Source organism: Saccharopolyspora sp. NPDC003752 (assembly GCF_053605825.1).
Map to the genome: position 1 here is coordinate 51,448 of NZ_JBSGJZ010000012.1, position 24,793 is coordinate 76,240.

The window sequence follows — 24,793 nt, forward strand, 5'->3', positions numbered from 1 at the left end:
CCTCCCAGTCAGCTGAGCCTACTCCGGCCAGTTCTATCCGAAGGAGCGAAGATGTCCCCGCACCGCCTCGGCCTCATCGTGCCCAGTTCCAACACAACGATGGAAACCGAAATCCCCGAACTGCTCGCCCGCCATGCCGCGACCAGCGGTGAGCGGTTCACCACCCACTCCAGCCGCGCCGTGCTGCACACCGTCGACCCGGAGTCCCTGCACCGGATGGTCGGGGAAGGCGACCGCTGCGCCGCGGAGCTGGCCGACGCGCACGTCGCCGCGATCGGTTACGCCTGCCTGATCGCACTGATGGCCGAGGGGCCGCGCGCCCACGAACGCGTTGAACCCCACCTGGCCGAGGTCACGGCCGGCAACAACAGCCCGGCGCCGGTGGTGAGCAGCGCGGGTGCGCTCGTCCGAACGATCCTCGAACTCGGGCTGTCCCGGGTCGCGATCGTGACCCCCTACCTGCCCGAGCTGACCGACATGGTCATCCGGTACCTCGGCGCCTACGACGTGGAGGTCGTCGACTCGGTGAGCCTCGGAGTCCCGAACAACATCGCCGTCGGCAACCTCGACCCCGCAGACCTGCCCGGGCACGTCGAACGGCTGGACCTCAGCCGCGCCGAGGGCCTGGTCCTCTCCGCGTGCGTGCAGATGCCCTCGCTGCCGGCGGTCGACCCGGTCGAACGGAAGGTCGGACTGCCGGTGCTCACCGCGGCCACGTCGACAACACGCGAACTGCTGCGCGCGATCGGCCTCCAGCCAGCGGTGCGCGGGGCTGGGGCCGCGCTGGCCTAGGAATCGGCGGCGACGCCGCTGTCCTCCAGGTAACGCAGTGAGCTGGTGAGGCTGGCTTCCAAGTGCCCGCGCAGGACCTCGTCGATGCCGTCGAGGTCGCCGGCCCGGATCCGCTTCACCAGCTCCGCGTGTTCGACCGCCGCTGCCGCCTGCCGCTCGGAATTCGGCAGGCTGTTCATCACGTACCGCTCGCAGGTGTTCCACAGCATGCACAGATGCCGGTGCAAGACCCCTTCTCCAGCCGCGCGGAACAGCGCGAAGTGGAACGCGCGGTGCGCGTGCAGCATCTCCTCCGACACCTCCGGCACCCGCCGGTCGGTGAGTTCCTGCATCTGACCGAGCCAGTACTCCATGTCCCGCAGGATCGTCGGATCGCCGGATTCCGCGGCCCGGTGCGCAGCGACGGGCTCGACCGCTTGCAAGATCGCGAACGAATCCCGCAGGTCGCGCACGCTCAGCTCGCGCACCACGGTCCCCCGCCTCGGCAGATTGTCCACAAGCGACTCCGCCTCGAGCTGCCGGACCGCCTCGCGCAGCGGAACCCGGCTGACCCCCAACTCATCCGCCAACTCGTAAACCGGCACTTTCCGCCCCGGCCTCAGCACCCCGAGCACGATCCGGTTGCGAAGCTGCTCGGCGACGAAGTCGGTGATCGTCCCGGGCGTCTGGTTCGGCTGCGCCATCGCAGAACGACCTGACACGTACGCCTCCTTCCCACGCCACACCAGCCAAAATAGTATACAGTTTTCTTTCAACTGACCGCTGCTGGCCGACGGGGGCAGTCGGCTTCACCTTCAGCAGGAACTCACGGCGACAGGCCAGCGGGGCGAGTCGAGCCAAACGCTTCGCCTCCTGTAGATGTCATACAGTTGGCGCATGTCGTCGTTCCAGCCTGCGGTGCGCAACGTTCCGATGTCAGTCCAGATCGGCGAGCAAGTACGGACGCGAATCACGTCCGGCGAGTGGCCGGTCGGGATGCGGCTGCCGGGCGAGCATGCCCTCGTGGAGACATTCGGCGCCAGCCGCGCCACTGTTCGCGAAGCACTGCGAGGCCTGATCCACGCCGGGCTGCTGGAGGCTCGCCCCGGCGACGGCACCTACGTTCGGGCGTCGAGCGAACTCGACGCCGTGCTGCAACGCCGGGTTTCCCCGAAAACGGTCGACGACGTGTTCGAGCTGAGGGAAGCGCTGGAAATTCACGCCGCCCGACTGGCCGCGACCCGCGCAACCCGAGAAGAGCTCGCAGCATTGGCCAAGATCCTGGCCTCCCGGGACGCCGCACCGGACCTCAAAGCCCGCCTCGAACGAGATCTCCAGTTCCACGACGCCCTGGTCACCGCGACCGGAAACCCGCTGCTCGCCGAGATGCATCAGAGCCTGGACCGCGCCGCAACCTACGCCCCGGAAGGGCTCACCGAGCGCGAGCACCGGAAGTTCCTCGTCGGCGAGTGGGAGGACGAGGACGAACACCACGCCCTCCTGGCAGCGCTGGAACTGCGCGACGCAGACGCAGCAGCGGAAGCAGCCGCTCGCCTGCTCCTGCACGCCCGAGAAGCATTCCTGCGCGCCCAGGCAGACCGCTGACGGGAGTCACTCCCTCCCGAAGCAAGCAGGAGCCGCCGTGATTCAGGTCAACTTGCCTCCTTCGTGCAGCTGTCATACATTTACACGGACGCGGGTTGCGGCCGCCTCTCGGATACAGCCCGACCGGTAACGACCGGATGGCTGCGCTTGACCGGCCGGCACGCAAGGGAACACAGCCTCCACCCGCGTTCCATTCCCGGTTCTTCACCGCGCGAAGTCGGCAAGCCCGTTCACGCGGCCGCCGGGCTGCGCATTTGTTGTCGCCCCTCATGAAGGCAATCGAAGATGAACCTCACCGGCACACCTGACCGGCTCGCGCGGCGCCGTGCCTCGACGGCTCGCCCGCTGCGAACGGGACTAGTACTAATAGGACTCCTGCTCATCGGCGCGAACCTCCGCGCCGGCATCACGGTCGTCGGCCCACTCCTCGAAACCGTCCGCGACGATCTCGGACTGCCACCAGTCCTGGCATCGGCACTGATCAGCCTTCCGCTGCTCTGCTTCGCGATCTTCTCCCCAGCCGCGGCGCCGCTGGCCGCCAGACTGGGCCTCGAACGAACCCTCGGTGGCGCACTGATCATCCTCGCTGCGGGCATCATCTTCCGCTCCGTCCCATGGCTGCCCGCCCTGTGGCTCGGAACCGCGGCCCTCGGATTCGCATTGGCGATCGCCAACGTTCTCCTACCCGCGCTGATCAAACGCGACTTCCCGCATGACGGCGGCAGAGTCACCGGTGCCTACTCCGCTACGCAGTCCGCGTTCGCGGCGTTCGCATCAGGTCTCGCCGTCCCACTCGCAGGAGTCACCGACGCCGGTTGGCGGATCTCGTTCGGGGTCTGGGCAGGCCTCGCACTGATCGCCTTCGCAGTGTTCAGCCCACAGCTACGCCGCGCCACCATGCCCCGCCACAGCGTCGCTCCCGCGCTCGACCAGCACCCCGAGCAGTACCGCTCCCCGTGGCGATCCGGCCTAGCTTGGATGATCACCATCTCCATGGCCGCGCAAAGCGCCCTCTTCTACACCATCATCACCTGGTGGCCTGCGATCGAAGCGGCCAACGGCATCACCGCGGCCACCGCCGGCTTGCACCTGAGCATCCTGCAGTTCTCCGGAATCGCCGGAAACCTGATCACCGCCGCCATCATCCAGAAATGGCACCACGACCAGCGCGGCCTGATCGCCGTCCTCGTCCCGAGCAACATCGTCGGCATCAGCGGCATGCTGCTGCTCCCGAACCTGGCCCTGATCTGGAGCATCCTCCTCGGCCTCAGCACCGGCGGCATGATCGTCTTCGCGCTCGCGATCTTCGGGATCCGCACCCACCACCACGGCCAAGCCGCGGCGCTGTCCGGCATGGCGCAATCCATCGGCTACCTACTCGCAGCCCTCGGGCCCGCTGCCATCGGCGCCGTCCACAGCAGCAGCAACGGGTGGACAGCACCCCTGATCCTGCTCCTCGCCCTCCAGTTCGTGCAGCTCATATCCTCCTGGAACGCGGCCCGACCACGCCTCCTTGACTGACACAATCCCCTAGGACGACGAGAAGATCCGACCGCGCAGCGGACCGTGCAACGCCCACTTCTTTGTGCACACGTAGAGGTGGTTTCGCGCTGGAGACCACTGATTCGGCTCAGCTCGGCTCGTAGGGTTGTCGCATGGGGTACAGGTCGACTGGGGGCTTTCCGGCTGTGCTGACTATCCAAGCGTCATCGTTGATGCTCGGGCTTGGTGTGCTGTTCGTGGGGTTCGTCCTCACCACTGCTGGAGCCAGCGTCATCACTTCAGAACCAGTGGTGCCCGTGCCACCGCCAGGTCAGCAAGAGCCAACCTCCCCGCCCGAGAGCACGATGGAAACGACGAGCGACACCACCGAGGGACCGTCGGAAACGACGAGTGGCACCACCGAGGACACGACCACCAATACGGGTACCCCCACGCCTGAAATCACGGAAACCGCCCCCGGCGGAGGGGGCGTAACAGGCACGGAAGGCATGGGGCGACCGGGGCAGGGCCGTGCACCGGTACATCCGGTGGCCACCGAGGCAGATGCTCAACTCCAGCTGAACGCTTTTGGCGCGGTGCCGATGTGGATCGGGCTCGCCACCCAGTTTGTTGGCTTGATGACCGCCGTTTTCTCCTGCCTGGCCGCTTGGACGAAAACCAAACCCAGTGCCGGAGCCGGAAAGCCAAGTGGCAGAATCGATCGCAAGAGACATTGAGCGTTTCCGCACCTCCTCGACATCACCGCCCACCCCACCGCCGCCTGGGCCACTCAACACGCCCGGCAGCTGTTCTGGCAGCTCGGCGACCGTGCCGCCACATTTGCGCACCTCAGCACAACGCATTCCACAGCGCTGCGAGGGTTACCTTGCCGATAACCTCATCCGTCCTGGTGCCGCGAGCCTTGCGGTTTCGCTCAGCCTGCCCGGCCGTCCATCTCGGGCGAACGCTCCGCGGTTCGTTCGATCAGGCCGAGAAGCTTCGCGGTGAGGGCCGAGTCCTGGTCTGCCAGTTCGAGGAAGACGTCGTAGTGGTTCCGGCCGGGCACCACGAACAGCTCGCTCGGCGAATGCTCGGACCAGCGCTGGTGGAACTGCGCGCTCTGGCCCAGGAATCCCGCCCCGTCGTGCTCGGCGACAGCGATGGTCGCCTGCGGGCCGGGCCGCTGCGCGTGCAGCAGCGGACTCAGCCCAGCGGCCCGGGCGGCGTCGAGGCCGAGCCATTCATTGGCGAACGAGGTGACCAGCGGGCGCAGGTCGAACAGCCCGCTGATCGGCAACGCCGCCTTCACCACGTCACGGGGCAGGCCGAACTCCGCCTGCCAGCCGTGCAGCATCGTGCAGGCGACCAGATGACCGCCTGCCGAACTGCCACCAACCGTGATCCGATCCGGATCCACTCCATACCGGTGCCCGTGGCGGTAAACGTGCGCGATGGCAGCGCGGACCTGGCGCACGATCTCCTCCAACGGTGTTTCCGGCGCCAGCCCGTAGTCGATGCTGACCGTCGCGACACCGGCATTGGCGAGAGCACCCGCCATGAACGCTGTGTCCGTGGCGGGACAGCATCCGCCAGTACCCACCGTGGACGACGACGAACACCGGCCGCGGGCGCCCTCCGACTCCCCAGATGTCGAGTTCCTGTCCGCTGAGCTCGTCGTAGCGGACACCGGTGACACCCGGCAGCCCGTGGACCGCCGTCTGCGAGCTGCTCCGGTACTCGGCGAGCACGCGGTCGAACTCCTCGGGCGGGACCGTGTTGCGGACGTTGTAGGCGGCGTCGATGTTCGGATCGGACACGGATCAGTCCTCAGTGGCCAGTCGTAGCGCGCGGATCTCCGCCGCGCGGGCCGGGGAAGCCAGGGAGAAATGCGTTTCGCCGCCCAGGTTCCGGTGTGTGAACCACGGGTGTTCTTCGTGGAAAACTGTTCTTGGGCGGCCTCGTACTCCCGCTCGGTCGGCTGGGGTGTCAATGCCCAGGGCGTCGAGCACTGCGATGGTGTCAGATGCCTGTTCATCCACGGTGATGAGGGGTCCGCCCCTGATGACGGTTCGTCTCGCGGTCATGGGCTCATCGTCGTCACGTGACCAGACCCACGCCAATACCTCTTCGCGCGAGACATATGCCGAGCGGGTATGGGTGGCCGCCACTAGACCCGCACGCGGCTATGCCTCGGGGCGGGCGCCTGTCGTAGGGGCATTGGCAGCGCTTGGATGGGTATTGGTCAGCACCGCTGGTGGCCACCGTGGTGAAACGGCTCGAATCGCAGCGGCATCGCCACCGCAGTGGTGGTCGGCGACCGTTACTGCGTGATCGATGCGGATCACGGCGTCGTGCCGCGCATCCGCCAGGCGCGCCTGGGCGACTGGACGAACGACGAACAGGGCCCCTCGACGCCATTCTGGCGCTGGCCACCCGGGAGCCTGCCAGCACCCCGCATCAGGATCTGGCCGCGCGACAATGCGAAGGATGATCCATCAGGCCTGTTCCCGGCGTTCCGCGAGGTCCACCAACCGCAGGTGCAGCTCGGCCTGGAAACGCGCATCCGGATCGGCTAGGTCCAAGCCGCTGATCTCGCAGATCCTCCGCAATCGGTAGCGGAACGTGTTTGCGTGCACATGCATGCGGGACGCTGCGGCGTTGGTGTCGCCGAACTCGTCGAGGTACGCCCACAACGACTCGGCGAACTGCGTGCGCTGCGCGGCGTCGTGCCGCAGCAACACCTCGACCGGACCCACCAGTCGCCGGCCGTCGGCCCGCAGGAGGTCCGACAGCCTCAGCAACAACGACATCGACTGCACTTCGGCGAAGGTGGCCACCGACGGGACCTCCGGTCGGGCGCGCTGCACCCGCAGCACCTGCTCGGCCTCCGCTCGCGCGGGCACCACCTGGTTCAGGTCGTCGGCGACCCCACCGACGGCGATCACCGCCCCGCTGCGTTCGGCGGTGCGGTCCGCGAACTCCCGCGCGAGCTGCACCGAACGCGACCGCGCCTCGGCCACCGCCATCGCCATCGGCCATGGCAGCAGGACGTAAACGACCTCACCGATCACCGTGCTGACGGCCCGCGGGTGGACCGCGGCCAAGTGGACCGCGAACGAGTCCGCAACGCGGCGCGACGCGACATCGTCGGCATCCAAGTCGCCGCGCACCACCTGCACGGCCAGCACGCTCAGCTTGCTCATCGCGATGCCCAGCCGCGCAGCGGCGTCGGCCGCCTGATCACCGCCGTGCAGTACGTTGGACGCGAGCTCAGCACGCAGCGTGCCCTGGCTGTCGAGCCGCGTCCGGTACTGCAGCAGGTGGATCGCCACGATCTTGGAGATCTCCAGGAACTCCTGGCAGCGCTTCGCCGAGAACGGCTCGTGCACCGCCACCCAGAGGTAACCGAGGACTTCCGCACCAGCGCGCACCGCCATCGCCATCCGCGGCAGCGTGCCCGGCGAAACCGGCTCCACGTAGATCGGTTCGCGGCTGGCGTCCAGCCGGCGGAAGACACCGCGGGCGGCCAATGACTGCGTGAGCCACCGCGGTGCCTGGCGGCCCACGATGCCCGTGATCCTGATCTCGTCCGCGTCATCCTGTCGCGCCGACCAAGCCAGCACCTGCGACGAGCGGTCCTCCAGCGTCACCGCCGCATCGAGCAGGGCGCTGACCGCATCGGCGACCGCGAACAGGTCCCCGGCCGCGAGCCCGCCCAGCTGCGTGTCACCCGGGGTGAGCCGGTCGGCCGCGAGCAGGGCCCGCACCGAGTCGGACAGGTGCGCCCACGACGCCTCGCGGGCCAGTTCCACCAGCGCGACCCCACCGGCTGAAACGGCGTCGCGGACCGCCTGGTCGACACCGGCGGGAGCCTTCACCACGACACCGGCGGCCTCCCGTTCCGCAGCGCGCCGGACCAGATCGGCCAGCTTCACCGAATCCCTGGTGCCGACAGCGCACAGCAGCGCCCCGGCCGGCCAGTCGTCGGCGTCGTGCGGGTCGTGGATGATCATGGACTGCACCTCGGCGAAGCCACGACCCGGCGCCGCGGCGACCGACACCAGGGACGCGCCGAGGCGCGCCACGAGGTGGTCGAGCCGCCGCACGCTGTTCGTTCCAGCGGTCACCCGGATACCGTAGCCCCTCATCAGTTCCCGAATTCTGGGAAATCACGTTCAAGTGCACCAAGTCGCGGCGCACATCTTCGTCGCGCAGCACGTTTCCCGCCCGGTCGAGCGCAGCGACGCTGGAGCGCACCTCGATCGACCGTTGTCCATGCCACAACCAGTCGATTCCGACACGCTCCCTCCTCAGCGATAGAACAGCGAGGCGCCGATGACTTCCCCACCGACCAGCACGGCGAGAAACCTCAAGCGCAACATCACGCTGCCCCAAGCGTTGGGGGTTTCCTTCCACCAGATCGTCGGTGGCGGGGTCGTCGCCCTGACCGGCACCGCGATCGCCCTCACCGGTGGTGGTGCGCCCCTCGCCTACGTTCTGGCCACCTTGGCAGTGATCGTGTACTCACTGCCGGTGGCCGCGCTCGGCAGCGCCATGCCCGTCATCGGCGGCCGCTACAGCTACGCTGCCCGGCTGATCTCGCCGTCGACGGGTTTCACCACGATGTGGCTGTCCATCATCGAAACGCTGCAGCTCAGCCTGATGGCGCTGGCCGCGGCGAGCTACGTCAATGCGTTGCTCCCCACTGTTCCGGTGCGCCCGCTGGCCTTCACCGTGATGACGGTGTTCTTCCTGACGAACCTGTTCGGCGCCACTTTCTCCAACCGGCTGGGCATCGTGCTGGCCTTCGTCATGCTCGCCGCGTTCCTGCTCTACAGCTTCACCGGGATTCCCCAGGTGCATTGGGAAGTCATCGGTGACGTCGCGCCGAACGGCGTCGGCGAGCTGGTCACCGCCGTCGCGCTGCTCACCTTCGCCACCACGGGCGGCACCTACGTGGCGGAGCTCGGCAGGGAGATGAAGCACCCCGGCCGCGACATCCCGCTGTCGGTCATCGGCGGCACCGCGATCGCAGGCGTGCTTTACGTGCTGATGGCGGTTCCATCGGTGGGCGTGCTGCCGATCCCCGACGTGGCGGGAAAGCCGATGTCCGCGGTCGCCGAACACCTGCTGGCACCGAGCGGCTTCGCGTTCTTCATCATCGGCGGCGCCGTGATGTCGGTGGTCGGGCACATCAACGCCTTGCTGCTGGCGGCGACCAAACCCCTGCTGGCGGCTGCCGACGCGGGCTGGCTCCCGCGACGCCTCGCCGCGGTGAACGAACGCTTCGGCACGCCGCACTGGCTGCTCCTGGTGCTGTACCTGATCGGCACGGTGCCGGTGCTCAGCGGGCTGAGCGTCGCCACCATCGCCAAGGCCGCATCAGCCGCGGCCGGGCCAACCCTGGCGATCATGCTCATCTCGTCGTGGCGACTGCGCACCCGCCACCCGGACCTGCACGCCGCCGCCCCGTTCAAGATGCGTCGCGGCGTGCACCTGGTGGTCGTGGTGCTCGGCATCTGCATCCTCGGCTTCCAGACCTACCTGCTGGTCGCGCAGCTGACCGCGCCAGTGGCGCTGTCCCTGGGGGCATGGCTCGCGCTCGGGGTCCTGCTGTGGTTTGTCAGACGCCGCTACGTCAACGCATTGGCCGCAGCGTGCGAGAGGCGCGAATCGGCACCCGCCACCGCAACGGCTTGATCCCACTCATCGAAAACTCGACGGAGGGCACATGAGCACCGAACTGATCCTACTGGGCACCGCGGGCGGGCCCGCGCCGAAGCGGACGCGTAGCGCACCGGCGCAGGCCGTCGTCGTCAACGGCGCGAGCTACGTCGTCGACTGCGGCAACGGCGTGGCCCGGCAGATGGTGCACGCCGGCGTACCGCTGAACTCCCTGCGGACGGTGCACATCACCCACCACCACTCCGACCACAACGCCGACTACGGCAACCTGTTCCTGCTGGCGTGGGCGTCCAACCTGGAGCGTCCAGTCGACACCTACGGCCCACCGCCCCTCGCGCGGATGACCGAACACTTCTTCGCCATGAACCGGTTCGACATCGACACCCGCATCGCCGACGAAGGCCTGCCCACATTGGACGATCTCGTCGTGCCGCACGAGATCACCGCGGAAGGCGTCGTCCACGAGGACGAGAACGTGCGCGTCACCGCGGCATTGGTGCACCACCCGCCGATCCGGACGGCGCTGGCCTACCGCTTCGACACCACCGACCGCTCCATCGTCATCTCCGGCGACACCGCCCCGTCGGAGAACCTGGTACGACTGGCCCGCGCTGCCGACGTGCTCGTGCACGAGGTCATGTACGTCCCGGCGGTAAACGACATGGCGGCCCGGTTCAACGCGACCACGCTCCGCAAACATCTGCTCGACAGCCATACCAGCGTCGACGACGTCGGCCGGTTGGCGCAGCAAGCCGGGGTGAAAACCCTGGTGCTCTCCCACTTCGTGCCCACCGACACGGACCTCCCGGACGAGATCTGGCACAAGCACGCGACCCAGGGCTTCGACGGCGAGGTCGTGGTCGGCCACGACCTGATGGTGCTCTGACCCCGAATTTCGACGCAGGAAGGAAATCCGTGACCACTCCCACGACACGCGACGACTGCGCGCAGCTCGACGCGGCGGACCCGCTCAACACCCTCCGCGACGAGTTCGTCCTCCCCGACGGGGTGATCTACCTCGACGGGAACTCCCTCGGCGCGCCTCCCCGGGCCGCCCGGTCCCGGGTGCTGGTGATGGTCGACGACGAATGGGGCGAGGGCCTGATCCGCAGCTGGAACACCGCGGGCTGGTTCGACAAGCCGACCGCGCTGGGCGACCGGCTCGCCCCGCTGATCGGTGCGGGCCGCGGTGAGGTCGTCGTGTGCGACTCGACATCGATCAACCTGTTCAAGGTGTTCAACGCCGCGCTGCGGATGCGGCCGGGGCGCAAGGTCGTAGTCGCCGAATCGGCGGCCTTCCCGACAGACCTGTACGTGATGGAAGGTGCCGCCGGCCTGCTGGAGGGCTACGAGCGGCGGCTGATCTCCCCCGGTGGGCCGGGACTGGACGACGTGCTCGACGAGGACGTAGCGGTCGTGGTGCTCAGCCACGTCGATTACCGGACCGGGCTGATGCACGACATGGCCGCGGTGACCGCGCAGGTGCACCACCACGGGGCGCTGGTCGTGTGGGACCTCTGCCACAGCGCGGGCGCGCTCCCGGTGCGCCTCAACGACTGCGCCGCCGACTTCGCGGTCGGCTGCACCTACAAGTACCTCAACGGTGGTCCGGGCTCACCGGCTTTCGCGTTCGTCGCCACCCGGCACCAGAACGAGGCGCACCAGCCCCTTTCCGGCTGGCACGGGCACGCCGACCCCTTCGCGTTCACCACCGACTACGAACCGGCGCCCGGCATCAGCCGGTTCCGCAGTGGCACGCCGCAACTGCTGTCCTACGCTCCGCTCGAGGCCAGCCTGGACATCTGGGAACGAGCCGACCTCGCGCAGGTGCGCGCGAAAAGCGAGGCATTGACGAACCTGTTCGTCGACCTGGTGGAACGCGAATGCGCGGGCCTCGGTTTGAGCATCGCCTCGCCGCTCCGGGTCGAGCAGCGGGGCAGCCAGATCGCACTGCGCCACGACGGGAGCTACCCGGTGATGCAGGCGCTGATCGACCGCGGCGTCATCGGCGACTTCCGGGCACCGGACCTGATTCGCTTCGGTTTCACGCCCCTATACCTACGTTTCGTCGACGTGTGGGACGCGGTGCAGGTCCTGCGCGAGGTACTGGTGTCCGAGGCGTGGCGCGACGACCGCTACACGCACCGCTCGACCGTGACCTGAGCTCCTGCTGCCTCCTGGGGGCGCCCTCCAGGAGGCATTGCAACCCGGCCTGCGCCTGCCGGAAAACGGGCCGAGCAGAACACGAGACAGACGGCGCGCCGCGAATGGACCACGTTCCTCAAAGCCCAGGCAAACGGTCTTCTCGCCACTGGCTTCTTTCACATCGACACCATCAGGCTGCAGCGGCTATACGCCCTGTTCGTCATGGAGGTCCGCACCCGCACCGTTCACATCCTCGGCGTCACCGCCCACCCCACCGCCGCCTGGGCCACTCAGCACGCCCGGCAGCTGCCGTGGCAGCTCGGCGACCGTGCGGCCACATTTACGCACCTCATCCGCGACCGCGACGCGAAGTTCACCGCCGCCTTCGACGCGATCTTCGCCAACCTGGAACCGCGGAGCTTGTCCACAGCCGGCGCCACCACACCCGATGGAGGTGTACCTATGGCCAACAACCTGATGATCCAGCTCACCCGGTCGATGATCATCGAGGGCCAGACCCACATCTCCGCGTGATCAGCGCCAAGCATCCAGCGCCCACCGAAAACCACCCACCTGGATGAACCGCGGCGCCTCCCACAACGCGACCCCATTTCGCACCCTAGAAACCGATCCTCCCAAAATCCTCCCGAAAATGCCGAAAAATCGAGACGGCACCCATCGGGATGATCACTGAAGATCCACTCCGGGGCACGAAAAAGCCCGCTGAAATGCACTTACGTGCCATGTCAGCGGACTCTCCCGCGGTCGGGCTGACAGGATTTGAACCTGCGACCCCTTGGCCCCCAGACATGTCCACAAGAGACACTGACCAGCGAAAACCCAGAAACCGCAGCACCAGGTCATCCAGCGGTACAAGGACACGGTCGGGCCGATCCGCGTCCCCGCCCCGACGTCGACGACGGTAGGCAGCGGAACGCTCTGGCGTCGAGTGTGCCGATTTCATCGTGGGCACGCGGCTTGGTTGCTATTCGGTCCCGGGGTCGATCGATGGCCCGTGGTAGAGGAGCACTTCGGCGCTGTCGTAGACCCGGACCCTGACCTTCGACATCTCCGTTCGCGAATCCGACATCAGCTTGTTGAACTCGGCCCGACCTTCCTCGGAATCGGGCTCAGCAGCCTCTAGCCTTTCTTTCGCGTGGCGCAGGCATACCATGTCCACGTCTTTCTCCACAGCAAAGGTCTGGTCCACGACATCGGCTTCGACGACCGTGCCGTCCTCGCTGACCAGTTCCAGTCGAGCGGCTTCAGGGGCAAGTGCTCCTATCAGCCACGTGGGCTGACCGTTGTAGGACGGCATCCATTCCCAGATCGAATACGGACGCTGGGCGAAATCCCGGCTATGACCATCGGGTTGGACGTTCAACCATACACCCTGACCATCCTGCAGGATGCAGACGCCCTCAGCTCCGGAGTCGTTGTAGGCCGCAATCCTTCCCCATGCCGCGGTGGCCCCGAATCGCGCACCGGCGTGCCATCCGTCCACAGGGAATGGGCGAGGCCGAGAGGAGCGCGAGTAGTCCTCCAGGGTCGCCGCGAGGGCAGATGCGAGCTGTTCAGCTGGTGATGGCATCGGGACTGTCTCCTGACTCGATGAGTATCAGAACGCTCAGGCGCGACACGCGGACCGCAGCAGCCCGAGACGATCATGCTTCCACCCTGGCGCTCCTCTACGGCAGCAGCATCCGGGAGATTCCCTGACTTTCCCGACCGTCCCTGTGGGGATATTTGGGACCGAACGACGGCGGAGGTCGGCCAGCAACGCTTCGGCGAGCCCGCCGAGGAGGGACATCGACCCGAACCGGACGAGCCGCTGTGGCTGACTTGCCGTCGTCGGTTTCGGTCGCTGTCCTACACCGCGCTGCGGCAGCGCTGCGCCGGATCAACGACCGCATCGGCGCGGATGACGATTCGGCTCGCGAATCATCGAAACCCTTCGGGCCGTGACTTCTTCGCCGCACCTCGGTCGATGACCTGGGACGATCCTGCGAGTCGAGTCGTTCGTCGCAATGCGGCTCGGCCAACGGCGCTCCGGCGGATCGTGCGGTCGCACCGGGGCCGGACGAGTTTCTCCGCCAGTCGGCGGATGAAAAACCGGCCGCCCCGCCGGCGCCGGTTCCGGTCCCGCAAATCTTGGGTTTTTTACGCATTTCATCCCATTTCGCCGCCCGCGCACCGACCTCCCGGTTGCCGGTGGGCGGAAGTTTCCCGGCCAGCCAGCGGATGTGAACCGGCGGGTGGCCAGGCACATTCAGCCCAGTTCCCGACTCCAATCGGAGGTGGCCCGTGGACCGGCTACGCGTCGCGATTCGCACAGACGACGATCCGATCACCATGCACGGCGTGACCGCCTGCCTGCGCAGTCATCCGCAGATCCAATTCGTGCCCGCCAGTCAGCTCGCCCCTTCCGACGTGCTGATCGTCGCCGTCGACCGGGTCGGCCGGGACACCATGACGTACCTGCGGGCCATGCAGAAGAGCAAGTCGGTCCGGGTTCTCCTGCTGACCGACGACTTCGACGCCCGGAACATCCTGGTAGCCATCGAGTACGGGGTCGTCGGCGTGCTTCCCAGAACCGGGACGACGCCCGTGCAACTGGTGAACGCGGTCACGGCGGCGAACGCCGACCAGGCGATCCTCTCGACCGCACTGCAGGGAGAACTGCTCCGGCAGGTCAAGCGGCTGCAGCACAAGACTCTCCAGCCGCTGGGGCTCGGCGTCACCGGCCTGGACGACCGGGAGCTCGACGTCCTCCGGCTACTGGCCGACGGACTCCTGACCGACGAGATCGCGACGAAGCTCAACTACTCCGACCGGACCGTGAAGAACGTCGTGCGAAGAGTCATCGACAAGGTGCACGCCTCGAACCGGACGCAAGCCGTCGCGATCGCACTGCGCGCCGGCGTGATCTGAGCACTGCTGAGCAGGAAATTTAGCACCCTGATCAGGCCGGTCGAAGCAACGTCCACCGGTATATTCCACCGACACGCCCCCTAACATCTACTCTCGGTCCGAGGTCCTCGGCCGCAGATCGAGAGCCAGGGGGCGCCGCAATGACGAACCTCGTGGGGCGTGAAACCGAGCTCGATGCCGTGCGCGCGGAAATGCACCGGGTGCTGGCGGGGCATGGCCGGACGATTCTCGTCGAGGGGCCTCCCGGCATAGGCAAGACCTGTCTGCTCGACGTGATCGCCGGGCTCTGCGAGCTGGCCGGATTCCGGGTGCTCCGCGGCGCGGCCGAGCAGTTGGAACACCGGCTGCACTTCGCGGCGGTGGGCTCCTGCCTGCGTCTGGATGCCGAGGACCGCCCGGCGGAGGTCGAATCGGTCGCGCGTCTCCTGAGCCCCGCGCGCGGCGCCGAAACGCCGACGGCGGCCGAGCTGAACCGCTTGGTGACCGCCGCGATTCTCGACGCCGTTCAGCAGTGGTGCGCCAAGACTCCAGTGGCGTTGCTGATCGACGACATCCAATGGAGCGATCCCGCGACCAAGATCGTCTTGCACCGGCTCAGCGCGTTGGCCGCGGACCTGCCGCTGCTGCTGGTCTGCGCGCGGCGCCCGTTGCCTTGCGGTGAGGACCTCACCCGGCTGCTGGCGAGCCTGCAGTCCCGAGACGCCAAGACCATCGCGTTGCGCGAACTGGACACGGACGCGGCGCACCGATTGGTGGAGCGGCTGGTCGGCGGGCCACTGGGCGCCACGCTGACGCCCGTGATCGCTTCCGTGGGCGGGAACCCGTTCTGCCTCCACGAAGTGGCCGCGACGCTGGACCGGGACCAGATGGTGACGCTGTCCTCCGGGGTCGCCGAGCTCACCGACGACACCGCCTGGTCGAGGTTGCCGCGATCCCTCAACAGCGCGATCTTCCAACGGCTGGACGTCGTCTCCAACGCAGCCAAGGACGTGCTCCGCATGGCCGCCGTGCTCAGCGGCTCGTTCACCGGGGCCGAGCTCGCGGCCGTCACCGACCGGCCGATGCTGGAACTGTCCGGTCTGGTCCAGGACGCCGTGGCGGTCGGCCTGCTCCAGGAGAGCGCGGGGCGCCTGGATTTCCGGCACGACCTGATCCGCGAAGCGTTGCTCGAAGACCTGCCCACCGGGGTCCGGAAGGCGCTGCACTCGCACGTCGGCGAGCGGCTGGCGACCGCGGGCCTGCCGGCCGAGCGGGTCGCCCCGCACCTCGCCGCCGGCGGATCGCTGAACAACGTCGCCATCCGATGGTTGCAGGATTGCGCCGACGACCTGATCACCCGCGCCCCGGAAGAGGCGACCGATCTGCTGGACGCGGCGGCCCGTCAGGTCGGCTCGGTGGAGCCGATCGGGAGTTCGCTGCGCTTCCAGCGCACCAGGGCGCTGTTGCGGTCGGGCCGAGCGGAACAAGCGCAGAAGAGCGCGAAGCATGCGCTTCGCACCAACCGGGAGCCGGAGTTGACCGGGCCGCTGTGGTGGCTGCTCACCCAGGCGTACGCTCGCGCGGGCCAGCTGGAGGCCGCAGTGGCCAATGCGCAGCACGCCCTCGCCACCGTGGCGTTGTCCCCGGCGGAACAGGCCCGGTTCAACGGCCTGATCGCGCAATCGTCCGTCATGCTCGGGGACACCGAGAGCGCCGAGGCGCACTCGCTGCGAGCGATCCGCATCGGTGGAACCGTCCAGGACGCCTACGCATTGGCCAGCGGGAGCGTCGTGCTCAGCTCGGTGCGGTTCATCGAAGCCCGGTTCGAGGAGGCTTGGCGGCTGAGCCGCCGATCGCTGGCAGCGTGGGGCGGCCAGGAGTCCAAAGCCGACCTGACGCTGGGCGCTCGGATAACCGAGGGCATGGCCCTCCAGGAACTCGACCGCCTGGCCGAAGCGGAGGAGACCCTGGCGGTCGGGCTGCGGTTCACCGAGCAGCACGGGAGCGCCCACCAGAGCTGGTACCGCCTCGTGCGCGCCCAGGTGCGCTTCGCGCAGGGCAGGTGGGACGACTCGCTGACCGAGGCTGCCGCCGGGCTGTCCAAAGCGGACCATCTGGGATTGGGGCCGGCACTGCGGTGCGTAGAAGCGTTGGTCGCGGTGCACCGCGACACCCCAGTCCCTGTGATGCCTCCCGAAATCCCTTTCCAGAAGGGCGTTTCACCGTACTACGATTGGCTGCGCAGCTGGGCGCGCGCGCTGGTGCTGGAGCGCGGCAACGACCGCGACGGTGCGATCGAGGCGTGTTCTGCGGCCTTCGCGCAACGCGGCTGGGCGAATCGCGCGTTGACGCACCACCTCTACCCGGACTTCGTGCGGCTCGCCCACGATGCCGCGCAGCCCGACCTCGTAGACCAGGTACGAGGCAATGCCGAACGGCTCGCGGCGGCGACTCCGACACCGTGGACGACCGGCACCCGGGATCTCGTCCAAGGCACGGCCGAAGGCTCCACCGAGTGCCTGCAGGCCGCCGCCGATGCGTTCCGGGCCGGTGAGCACACGTTGTTGCACGGCTATGCGATGGAGCAGACCGCGGTGGTGCTGGCCCAGCGCGGCGACGTGACCGCCGCCTCCGACGCACTCGGCCAGGCCATCAACGCGTATCGGCGCGTAGGTGCCGTCTGGGACATCGACCGCGCCGACGGCCGGCTGCGGCCGCTCAGCGTCCGGCGCGCGCGAAGCAAGCGGCGCGGAGCCGATCGCCCGATGACCGGCTGGTCGGCGCTGACGCCGAGCGAGCAGCGCATCGCGGCGTTGGTGGTCAAGGGACTCGGGAACACGGAGATCGCCGCGCGCCTCTACATCTCGCCGCGGACTGTGCAGACGCACGTCTCCAACATTCTGCGCAAACTCGATCTTCGCTCACGGGTCGAGATCGCTGTCCTGGCCGCGACGCAGAACACCGGTGAACAGCGCGAGTAACGGCGGCCGACGTCGAAAAGCGGCTCGTCGGCACGTTGCTTGACCTGCCGGTCTCGGCCGGTCGACCGGTTTGCCGAATAGTTCGGGTAAGGTACCGCGGTGGCTCCGACCAATGCGGTGATACTCGGTCGCGATAACGAAATTCGCGCATTGCACAATTTGATCAAGGCGGTGGCCGACGGCAACGGAAGCGCCGCGCAGTTGTGCGGCGAACCCGGCATCGGCAAGTCGACGTTGCTGCAGCACGCCGCAGACGAGTGCCGACGACGTGGCTTCTTGGTCCTGCACGGCAGCCCGGAGGCGATGGAGTCCGATATCCCGTTCGCCGCGTTGACCGGCTATCTCGGCATCGACCGCATCCGGCCGGTTCCCGAACTGGCCGACCTGGCTGAGCTGCTGTCCGCCGGTGAGCGCCAGGGCCGGATCCCCGGTGCCGCGCGCTGGGAGTACGTGGTCACCGAGTCCGCGGTCGAGCTGATCGAGAAGCAGGCGGCCCGGCAACCCGTCGCGTTGCTGCTGGACGACATGCACTGGGCCGATTCGGCGAGCCTGGTGGTGGTGCACCGCATCGCCCAGCTGCTCAGACAGCTGCCGGTGCTGCTGGTTTGCGCTCATCGCCCCGTCCCGGTCGGCCCCGAACTGGGTCGGTTGTTGCACGGGCTGACCAGCGACGGCGCGCTTACGATGCGGTTGGAGCCGCTTTTGCCCGGGACAGCGGCGGAACTCACCGAACGCATCCTGGCCGAGCCCGCCACCGAGGCCGTGCTGGAACTGGTGGCCGGCGCTGCCGGGAACCCGTTCTACATCGAGGAACTGGTGTCGTCACTCACCGAAACCGGCGGTTGGGCCTCCGGTGCCGCACCGCCCTCCTTCACCGAGGCCGTGCACCGCAAGCTCGATTTCCTGCCGTCGCGCTCCCGCGATGTCCTGCGCATGATGGCGGTGCTCGGCGGCCGGGTGCCGATCCAGGAGCTTTCGGCGGTCTCCGGGCACTCCCCCCTCGAGCTGTGGAACCTGGTTCACGACGCCGTCGACACCGGGTTGCTGGTCGATGACGGTGACCGGATCGCCTTCCGGCACGATCTGATCCGCCAGGCGATGATGGCGGCGCTGCCGGCGACGCTGCGGCAGCCGATGTTGTTGGAGGCCGGTCGCGCGCTGGCGAAGGCCGGGGCCCCGGCCCACCGGGTGGCCCAGTACCTGCTGGCAGGCGGCACGCTGGATTCCGCTTCCATCGACTGGCTGATCGAAAGCGCGATCACCCTGATCTGGCGCTCCGCTGAGACCGCGATCGAACTCCTCACCATGGCGCTGGAACAGCTCGGCGCGACCAGCGCCCGGGCCGACATGCTGCGCTTCCTGCACGTGGTCGCGCTGCAGTGGGCTGGGCACGGCGCCGATGCCGAGGCCGCGGCCCGCGCGGCGTTGGCCCAGAACCGCACTCCCGGCCTCACCGTCCAGCTACGCTGGTCGATCGCCCGCGGCTGCCTGCTGCAAGGAAACGCGCGCGGCGCGACCGAAGCGATCGAGGACACCATCTCCGCGGGTCCGCTCGACCCCGACGAACTCGCCAGGATGCGCGCGGTGCTCGCGCAGTACTACTACGTCCTGGGAAGCGTCGAAGGCTGGACGCACAACGCCGAGGCCGCCCTGCGGCTCGGCGAGCAGACCGGTGATTCCTACGCCATGGCGGCGGGGCAGCACCTGCTCGGCTCCAGGAAACTGGAGACCGGCGATCCGGCGGGCGCCCTCGCGCTCGTGACCGCGGCCCGCTCGACTTGGGGCGATCAGGATTTCGGCCCGGACACCGACGACTTGGGAATTCAGCTGCTGCAAGCGAACTGCCTGCTGGAGCTGGACCGGCTGGACGCGGCCGAGCAATGCCTGCGCGAGGGGCTGCCCGCCTCCGAGGCCTGCGGTAGTCCGGCCTTGCCGTGGTACTCCGCCATCTCCGCGCGAATCGCCTACGAACAGGGCCGCTGGGAGGACGGGCTCGCGGAGATCCAGGCCGGCCACGAGCCGGCAGATCCGTTCGGCCAGCGGGCTGCGCTGGGCATGCAGGAGGCGCTGATCCGGATCCACCGGGACGAAACGCTCGCACCGCTGCGCTTCCCCGAAGTGGTCGGCCCGGCCCACTATTACGAGTACCTTTACCGGTGGGCGCTGGCGCTGGAAGCGGAGCGGGCAGGCGATCCGGAGACCGCGCTGGCCCTGCACCTCGCCCACACCAGGCAGGCGACCGACGTACGTGGCCAGGCCGCGCTGGTCCACCACACTTGGGTCGACCTGGCCCGGGTCGCGATCATCGCGGGTGACCGCGAGGTGCTCGACGAGTTGGTGCCGCCCGCGCGGGATCGGCAGCGGCGGTGCCCGACGCCGGTGAAAAGCGGCCTGGTGGCCGTGCTGCGCGGCGGCGCGACAGGCGATCCGGAGCTGCTGACGGCGGGAGCGCGCGATTTCCAGGACGGAGGCCGTCCGCTGCTGGCCGGGCAGGCTTGGGAACTCGCGGCGCACGCCGCCTCGGCGGCGGATGCCAAGGCCGACGCGTCGGCAGCGTTCGAGAAAGCGGTCAGCGCCTTCCAAGAACTCGATGCGCGCTGGGATCTGCGCCGCATCGAGGCGTGGGCGCGGAGTTCGGGCCTGCGCCGCCACCGGCGGTCGGCGAACCGGCCGACCACCGGTTGGGACTCGTTGACTCCAACGGAAGTTCGCGTCGCGCTGCTGGTAGCCGAAGGTTTGTCCAATCCGGACATCGCGAGCAGGCTGACGGTGTCCCGCCGGACGGTCCAGTCCCACATCTCCAGCATGCTGGCCAAGCTCAGCTGCCGATCCCGGGTGGAACTGGCCGTAATCGCCAGCAAGCACCGCCCCGAGCAGGCGGAGGGCTGACGCCCCAGCCTCGGAGGAGCAGCTCCACGGTGGACACCTGGGCGATCACGGGGCTCGGCCATCTCGACCGCAAGCCCGGTCTCGGGGCCGGCACCCGCCGGTGAACTTCGAGCACGCCCTGATCGCCCGGAACCAACGTGAATTCTTGCCAGATCGGCCACGCCGACCGGATCAGATCATCCCGGCGCGCAGGGCGTAGGCGACGGCGTGCGACCGGTTGCGCAGCTTCAGCCGGCTCATCATCGAGTTGAGCACGCCCTTCACGGTGTGCTCGGAATAGCCGAGTTCAGCCGCGATCGCCGAGGTGCCCCAGCCATCGGCCAACAGCCGCAGCACGTCGATCTCGCGCGGGGTGAACACGGACGTCGCGGACACACGCGGGCCGGCCATCTGCCGCACGTGCCTGAGCAATACGCCCAGCAGGTTCGGCGGCATCACTCCCCCGCCATGTGCCGCCGCAAGCACGCTGGTGGCCAGCCTGGTCCCGGTGACCGTCTGAGGCAGCACCGCGACCACCCGGCACCCCACCACCGTGAGCAGGTCGGACTCGGCAAGCTCGTTGGTCACCAGCACGGTCGGCGCGGCGAAGCGGCTCGCCGACTCATACAGGCCGCGCAGGTCCTCGACGGTGACCTGATCCCCGGCTACGACCACGACGTCGACCCGGTGGACGAGATCGGCGGAGACCACGAGGACCTCCGGCTGCGACTCCAGGCACCGTGTGAGACCGACCTGGACACCCGGATCCGCCGCCCGCACGACCACCTGCACTCGCCGCATCGGCACCTCCTCGTCGCTGGTCCACTGCCGCACGGACTGCCGGGCAGGCTTCCGGAAAATTTCCACGCGTATCTCCGGATACCCTGCCCGGCAACAGGAAACGAACCGTTCCACCGGGTGTTTCAGCAGATCGAAGCCGTCACGCGCTGGCGACCTCGCCCGCGGCGGGCACGTCCTCCGGCAGCAGCAGGCAGAGGTCTTCCAGCGTCGGCGAAGCGGTCAGCCGCAGCCGCTTGGCGTGCCTGGTCACCGCCGCGTCCATCACCTGTCGCGCATACCGGCCGTTGCCGAACGACGGGCCGCGCTGCGCGGCCACGAAGTGCGAGCGCAGCGCCGCGACCGTCGGTCCGGTGCACTCGTAGCCTGCTGACGCGGCGTGCTGGGTGACGATGGTGACCAGCTCGTCGTTGGTGTAGTCGGCGAACCTGACCCGCTGGGAGAACCGGGAGGACAGGCCGGGGTTGGCCGCCAGGAACTCCTCCATCTGCTCCTCGTACCCGGCCGCGACGACCACGACCTCGTCGCGGTGGTCCTCCATCAGCTTCACCAGGGTGTCGATCGCCTCCTGCCCGAAGTCCCCGCCGGTGGATCGCTTCACCGACAGCGTGTAGGCCTCGTCGATGAACAGGACGCCGCCGCGCGCCCGGTCGAACGCCTCGGTCGTCCGGTGCGCCGTGTGGCCGATGTACTCGCCCACCAGATCCGCGCGGCCGACCTCGACGACCTGGCCGCGGGCCAGGATTCCCAGCGCGGCGAGGATTTCGCCGTAGAGCCGGGCGATGGTCGTCTTTCCCGTGCCGGGCGGGCCACCGAAGATCAGGTGCCTGCTCAGCGACGGCACCGGCAGCCCTGCGGCCTGGCGCTGCCGGGCGGATGCGAGCAGGTCGACCATGTTGCCGACCTCCTGCTTGACGTCGCCGAGCCCCACCATCTGGTGCAGCTTGTTCAGCAGGATGTCCACCTTGGCCAGGTCGGCGTTCGCCGCGCCGGCCCCGACACCGCTGCCGGGCAGCGCGCCGATGTCCTCCGGGAGCAGCCGGGTCATCGCGACGGGGTTGAGGTCGGGGTCGTCGGCCAGCCGGTACGCCTGGCGGCCGATCATCTCCTCGAAGACCTTCCGGGCGGTTCGCCCGTTGCCGAAGGACTCGTCGCGCGGCAGTTTGTCGAAGTAGGACAGCACCGCCTCCTTCGTCTCGAATTCGAGGCGGTAGTCGTTGGCCCGGCACATGCCCTCGACGATGGTGACCAGCTCCGCCGAGGAGTAGTCGGCGAACTCGATGGTGCGGGAGAACCGGGAACCGAGCCCCGGGTTGGTGGCCAGGAACTTGCGCATCTCTAGGGTGTAGCCGGCGACGATCACCACGACGTCGTCGCGGTGGTCCTCCATCAGCTTCACCAGGGTGTCGACCGCCTCCTGCCCGAAGTCCGGGCCACTGCCGCCGGACGCCGACAGGGTGTAGGCCTCGTCGATGAAAAGAACTCCGCCGAGGGCCTTCTCGAAGCACTCGCTCGTCTTCAGCGCCGTGCCACCGACGATGCTGGCGACCAGGTCGGCGCGCCCCACCTCGATCAGCTGCCCGGTGCGCAGGACCCCCAGCTCAGCCAGGATCTTGCCGTAGAGCCGGGCGACCGTGGTCTTGCCGGTACCGGGGGCTCCGGCGAACACCAGGTGCCTGCTCATCGGCGGCATCGGCAGGCCGACCGCCGCCCGCTTCTCGGCCATCTGCTCCAGCCGGGTCAGCACCTCCACCTCGCGCTTGACGTCGGTGAGCCCGACCAGCGCGTCCAGCTCGCCGAGCAGATCGCCGAGCCGTCCCTCTGTCCTGCGCTTGACCGGCGGTTCGGAGCCCGGTTCCGCCTTCTGCTGGCTCGGCGGTGGGGTTGTGGGCTTCCGCGAGCTGCCGAACCGCTGCGAATCGACGGTGAGGTCGGCGCCGTCGGCGGACGAATCGCTTTCCGGATCACCGTTCTCCCTGCTGGTGATGCCGCTGACCCGCAGGTTGTCGCGCCGGACGAGAACCTGGATGCCGGCGCCGCGGTTCTCGCGCGTGATGCAGTTGCGGATGGTGATGGACTCGGTGGATCCGACCGTGAGGCCGTCACCGCCGTTGCCGAAGATCTCGCAGCTGTCCAGCACCCCGGAAGATCCCTCGGCCCACTCCAGGCCGGAACCGTCGCAGTCCCGGATCCTGGTCTGCTCCAGCGCCACCGACGAGGTGCCGGCGGCCAGCAGGCCACGCTGCCCCGCCGAGGCGAGTTCGCAGCCGCGCAGCACCGCCTGGCTCCCCGACACCAGCACGTTCGACTCGCCGCTGCCCGAGATGGTGACGCTGCTCAGGTCCGCGGACCCCTGCTCGGTGACTCTGATCCCGGCGCCGCCCGCACCGGACACCACGACGTCTTCGGCCTCCAGGCTCGCCTTCCCGGACAGCAGCATCCCGTCGGCGGCCGGTTTCGCCACGATGCCACCGGCGATGGAAGCCGCAGCGGACCGGATCTCGATCGCGGATCCACCGGCCCGCTGCACGCTCAGGTCGCGGAAGGACGCGCTGCTGTTCTCGGTCACCACCACCGCCGCGGCGCCGGAGCCGTCCACCAGCAATTCTGCGAAAGACGGCGAGGAGCCGGAGATCCACACCCCGGCGTCGCCGGATTCCGCTACCGAGCATTCGGTGAAGGTGCCGCCGGAACCTTCCAGCACGTGCAAGCCATATCCGGCGGGCTGCCGGATGCGGAGGCCCCGCACCTCGGGCGCGGCCTGCTGCATCAGCACCAAGCCCTGCGCCGCGGGGGCTTCGACGAGGCAGTTCTCGACCAGCGGCTCCGACCCCGACGCGATCAGCAGGCCCGCGCCGGCCGCTTCGGCGATCGTGGTGCCGGTGAGCCGCAACGCGCTGCGGCCCTCGACGACCACGGCGGGATTTCCGGCCCGCGCGATCCGGCAATCACGCACCTCTCCCCGCGCGCGCTCGGCGGCCAGGACGGCGCTGCCCTCGGTGTCGCTGATCGTGCAGTCGACGAACTGCGGGTTGGCGCCGGTGCGGATCACCACGGCGGCGGCCTTGAACCCGCTGAACTTGCACCCGCCGAACCGTCCCTCGGCGCCGTCGACCGCGATCACACCTGCCCCGGCGGGGTTGCTGAACTCCGTGCCGTTGGCGCTGGCCTCGGCCTGCCCGTGCACGTAGAGCGCGGCGGCGGAGGACGCCTCGACCCGGCACTCCTCCAGCCGCAGACGTCCCGAAGGCACGTCGATCGCCGAGGCCTGAGATCCACTATGGACAATAGTGATGCCCGACAGGACGGCGCTTTCCGCGGTCATCACGATCGCCGGATCGCCGCTGGACTCGATGCGGACACCGCCGGGTGCGCCGGCGGCGGACAGCGTCACGTCCTGGCTCAGCTCGACCGACTCGGCGTAGGTGCCTGGCTGGATCGAGATCACGTCGCCGCTGGACGCCGCCGCCACCGCGTCGCCGATGGTGCGGAAGGAATCCGGGTCCGATGCGGAGACCGAGAGCATCGTCCTGGTGTGGCTCATCTTC

The 24,793-nt window shown here is 68.5% G+C and carries 17 protein-coding genes; 11 read left to right on the plus strand and 6 right to left on the minus strand.

What is annotated here, in order from left to right; all coding sequences use genetic code 11:
• The first annotated feature begins 51 nt into the window (after nucleotides 1–51).
• Nucleotides 52–792 carry a maleate cis-trans isomerase family protein gene (locus tag ACWEV3_RS17710; protein WP_452614895.1) on the plus strand — a complete coding sequence of 247 codons (741 nt, stop codon included), beginning with the start codon at nucleotides 52–54 and terminating at the stop codon, nucleotides 790–792.
• Here ACWEV3_RS17710 and ACWEV3_RS17715 read toward each other — a convergent pair.
• Nucleotides 789–1,493 carry a GntR family transcriptional regulator gene (locus tag ACWEV3_RS17715; RefSeq protein ID WP_452614896.1) on the minus strand — a complete coding sequence of 235 codons (705 nt, stop codon included), beginning with the start codon at nucleotides 1,491–1,493 and terminating at the stop codon, nucleotides 789–791. The genes ACWEV3_RS17710 and ACWEV3_RS17715 overlap by 4 nt on opposite strands.
• Nucleotides 1,494–1,668: 175 nt before the next feature.
• On the opposite strand from ACWEV3_RS17715, the gene ACWEV3_RS17720 reads away from it, so the two are divergent.
• From ACWEV3_RS17720 to ACWEV3_RS17730, 3 genes are all read left to right on the plus strand, one after another.
• Nucleotides 1,669–2,376, plus strand: a complete 708-nt coding sequence (locus ACWEV3_RS17720; RefSeq protein ID WP_452614897.1) for a FadR/GntR family transcriptional regulator — start codon at nucleotides 1,669–1,671, stop codon at nucleotides 2,374–2,376.
• A 285-nt stretch (nucleotides 2,377–2,661) separates the two neighbouring features.
• Nucleotides 2,662–3,897, plus strand: coding sequence for a CynX/NimT family MFS transporter (locus ACWEV3_RS17725; protein ID WP_452614898.1), 1,236 nt, complete (start codon nucleotides 2,662–2,664; stop codon nucleotides 3,895–3,897).
• A gap of 194 nt (nucleotides 3,898–4,091) precedes the next feature.
• On the plus strand, nucleotides 4,092–4,595 hold the full coding sequence (locus ACWEV3_RS17730; protein ID WP_452614899.1) for a hypothetical protein: 504 nt from the start codon (nucleotides 4,092–4,094) through the stop codon (nucleotides 4,593–4,595).
• Between the two features lie 197 nt (nucleotides 4,596–4,792).
• On the opposite strand, the gene ACWEV3_RS17735 is transcribed toward ACWEV3_RS17730, so the two are convergent.
• Together ACWEV3_RS17735 and ACWEV3_RS17740 are read right to left on the minus strand one after the other, a co-directional pair.
• Nucleotides 4,793–5,893, minus strand: coding sequence for an alpha/beta hydrolase (locus tag ACWEV3_RS17735; protein WP_452614900.1), 1,101 nt, complete (start codon nucleotides 5,891–5,893; stop codon nucleotides 4,793–4,795).
• Between the two features lie 460 nt (nucleotides 5,894–6,353).
• On the minus strand, nucleotides 6,354–7,985 hold the full coding sequence (locus ACWEV3_RS17740; protein WP_452614901.1) for a PucR family transcriptional regulator: 1,632 nt from the start codon (nucleotides 7,983–7,985) through the stop codon (nucleotides 6,354–6,356).
• Nucleotides 7,986–8,193: 208 nt separating this feature from the next.
• On the opposite strand from ACWEV3_RS17740, the gene ACWEV3_RS17745 reads away from it, so the two are divergent.
• The 4 genes from ACWEV3_RS17745 (at nucleotide 8,194) to ACWEV3_RS17760 (ending at nucleotide 12,222) form a co-directional block, all read left to right on the plus strand.
• Nucleotides 8,194–9,558, plus strand: a complete 1,365-nt coding sequence (locus ACWEV3_RS17745) for an APC family permease (RefSeq protein WP_452614902.1) — start codon at nucleotides 8,194–8,196, stop codon at nucleotides 9,556–9,558.
• A gap of 31 nt (nucleotides 9,559–9,589) precedes the next feature.
• A complete protein-coding gene (locus tag ACWEV3_RS17750; RefSeq protein ID WP_452614903.1) occupies nucleotides 9,590–10,429 on the plus strand; it encodes an MBL fold metallo-hydrolase in 840 nt (279 codons plus the stop codon).
• A gap of 29 nt (nucleotides 10,430–10,458) precedes the next feature.
• Nucleotides 10,459–11,706 carry a kynureninase gene (kynU, locus tag ACWEV3_RS17755; RefSeq protein ID WP_452614904.1) on the plus strand — a complete coding sequence of 416 codons (1,248 nt, stop codon included), beginning with the start codon at nucleotides 10,459–10,461 and terminating at the stop codon, nucleotides 11,704–11,706.
• Nucleotides 11,707–11,910: 204 nt separating this feature from the next.
• On the plus strand, nucleotides 11,911–12,222 hold the full coding sequence (locus ACWEV3_RS17760; RefSeq protein ID WP_452614905.1) for a hypothetical protein: 312 nt from the start codon (nucleotides 11,911–11,913) through the stop codon (nucleotides 12,220–12,222).
• Nucleotides 12,223–12,673: 451 nt separating this feature from the next.
• On the opposite strand, the gene ACWEV3_RS17765 is transcribed toward ACWEV3_RS17760, so the two are convergent.
• Nucleotides 12,674–13,072: a hypothetical protein gene (locus ACWEV3_RS17765; protein WP_452614906.1), complete on the minus strand. Its 399-nt coding sequence runs from the start codon at nucleotides 13,070–13,072 to the stop codon at nucleotides 12,674–12,676.
• Between the two features lie 920 nt (nucleotides 13,073–13,992).
• Between ACWEV3_RS17765 and ACWEV3_RS17770 the strand changes: the two genes are divergently transcribed.
• From ACWEV3_RS17770 to ACWEV3_RS17780, 3 genes are all read left to right on the plus strand, one after another.
• Complete coding sequence (locus tag ACWEV3_RS17770; protein WP_452614907.1) at nucleotides 13,993–14,619, plus strand: LuxR C-terminal-related transcriptional regulator; 627 nt, start codon at nucleotides 13,993–13,995, stop codon at nucleotides 14,617–14,619.
• Nucleotides 14,620–14,759: 140 nt separating this feature from the next.
• The gene (locus tag ACWEV3_RS17775; RefSeq protein ID WP_452614908.1) at nucleotides 14,760–17,579 is read left to right on the plus strand and encodes a helix-turn-helix transcriptional regulator; all 2,820 of its coding nucleotides are present in this window, start codon (nucleotides 14,760–14,762) and stop codon (nucleotides 17,577–17,579) included.
• A 117-nt stretch (nucleotides 17,580–17,696) separates the two neighbouring features.
• Nucleotides 17,697–20,468: a helix-turn-helix transcriptional regulator gene (locus ACWEV3_RS17780; RefSeq protein WP_452615014.1), complete on the plus strand. Its 2,772-nt coding sequence runs from the start codon at nucleotides 17,697–17,699 to the stop codon at nucleotides 20,466–20,468.
• A gap of 171 nt (nucleotides 20,469–20,639) precedes the next feature.
• On the opposite strand, the gene ACWEV3_RS17785 is transcribed toward ACWEV3_RS17780, so the two are convergent.
• Complete coding sequence (locus ACWEV3_RS17785; protein ID WP_452614909.1) at nucleotides 20,640–21,248, minus strand: response regulator transcription factor; 609 nt, start codon at nucleotides 21,246–21,248, stop codon at nucleotides 20,640–20,642.
• Between the two features lie 139 nt (nucleotides 21,249–21,387).
• Complete coding sequence (locus ACWEV3_RS17790; protein ID WP_452614910.1) at nucleotides 21,388–24,789, minus strand: right-handed parallel beta-helix repeat-containing protein; 3,402 nt, start codon at nucleotides 24,787–24,789, stop codon at nucleotides 21,388–21,390.
• Nucleotides 24,790–24,793 lie beyond the last annotated feature (4 nt).

Bases quoted from the DNA above. Each gene is read 5' to 3' on its own strand.
- ACWEV3_RS17745 (WP_452614902.1), top strand. From the start codon at position 8,194: ATGACTTCCCCACCGACCAGCACGGCGAGAAACCTCAAGCGCAACATC.
- ACWEV3_RS17750 (WP_452614903.1), top strand. From the start codon at position 9,590: ATGAGCACCGAACTGATCCTACTGGGCACCGCGGGCGGGCCCGCGCCG.
- ACWEV3_RS17725 (WP_452614898.1), top strand. From the start codon at position 2,662: ATGAACCTCACCGGCACACCTGACCGGCTCGCGCGGCGCCGTGCCTCG.
- ACWEV3_RS17790 (WP_452614910.1), bottom strand. From the start codon at position 24,789: ATGAGCCACACCAGGACGATGCTCTCGGTCTCCGCATCGGACCCGGAT.
- ACWEV3_RS17760 (WP_452614905.1), top strand. From the start codon at position 11,911: ATGGAGGTCCGCACCCGCACCGTTCACATCCTCGGCGTCACCGCCCAC.
- ACWEV3_RS17785 (WP_452614909.1), bottom strand. From the start codon at position 21,248: ATGCGGCGAGTGCAGGTGGTCGTGCGGGCGGCGGATCCGGGTGTCCAG.
- ACWEV3_RS17735 (WP_452614900.1), bottom strand. From the start codon at position 5,893: ATGAACAGGCATCTGACACCATCGCAGTGCTCGACGCCCTGGGCATTG.
- ACWEV3_RS17710 (WP_452614895.1), top strand. From the start codon at position 52: ATGTCCCCGCACCGCCTCGGCCTCATCGTGCCCAGTTCCAACACAACG.
- ACWEV3_RS17720 (WP_452614897.1), top strand. From the start codon at position 1,669: ATGTCGTCGTTCCAGCCTGCGGTGCGCAACGTTCCGATGTCAGTCCAG.
- ACWEV3_RS17730 (WP_452614899.1), top strand. From the start codon at position 4,092: ATGCTCGGGCTTGGTGTGCTGTTCGTGGGGTTCGTCCTCACCACTGCT.
- ACWEV3_RS17775 (WP_452614908.1), top strand. From the start codon at position 14,760: ATGACGAACCTCGTGGGGCGTGAAACCGAGCTCGATGCCGTGCGCGCG.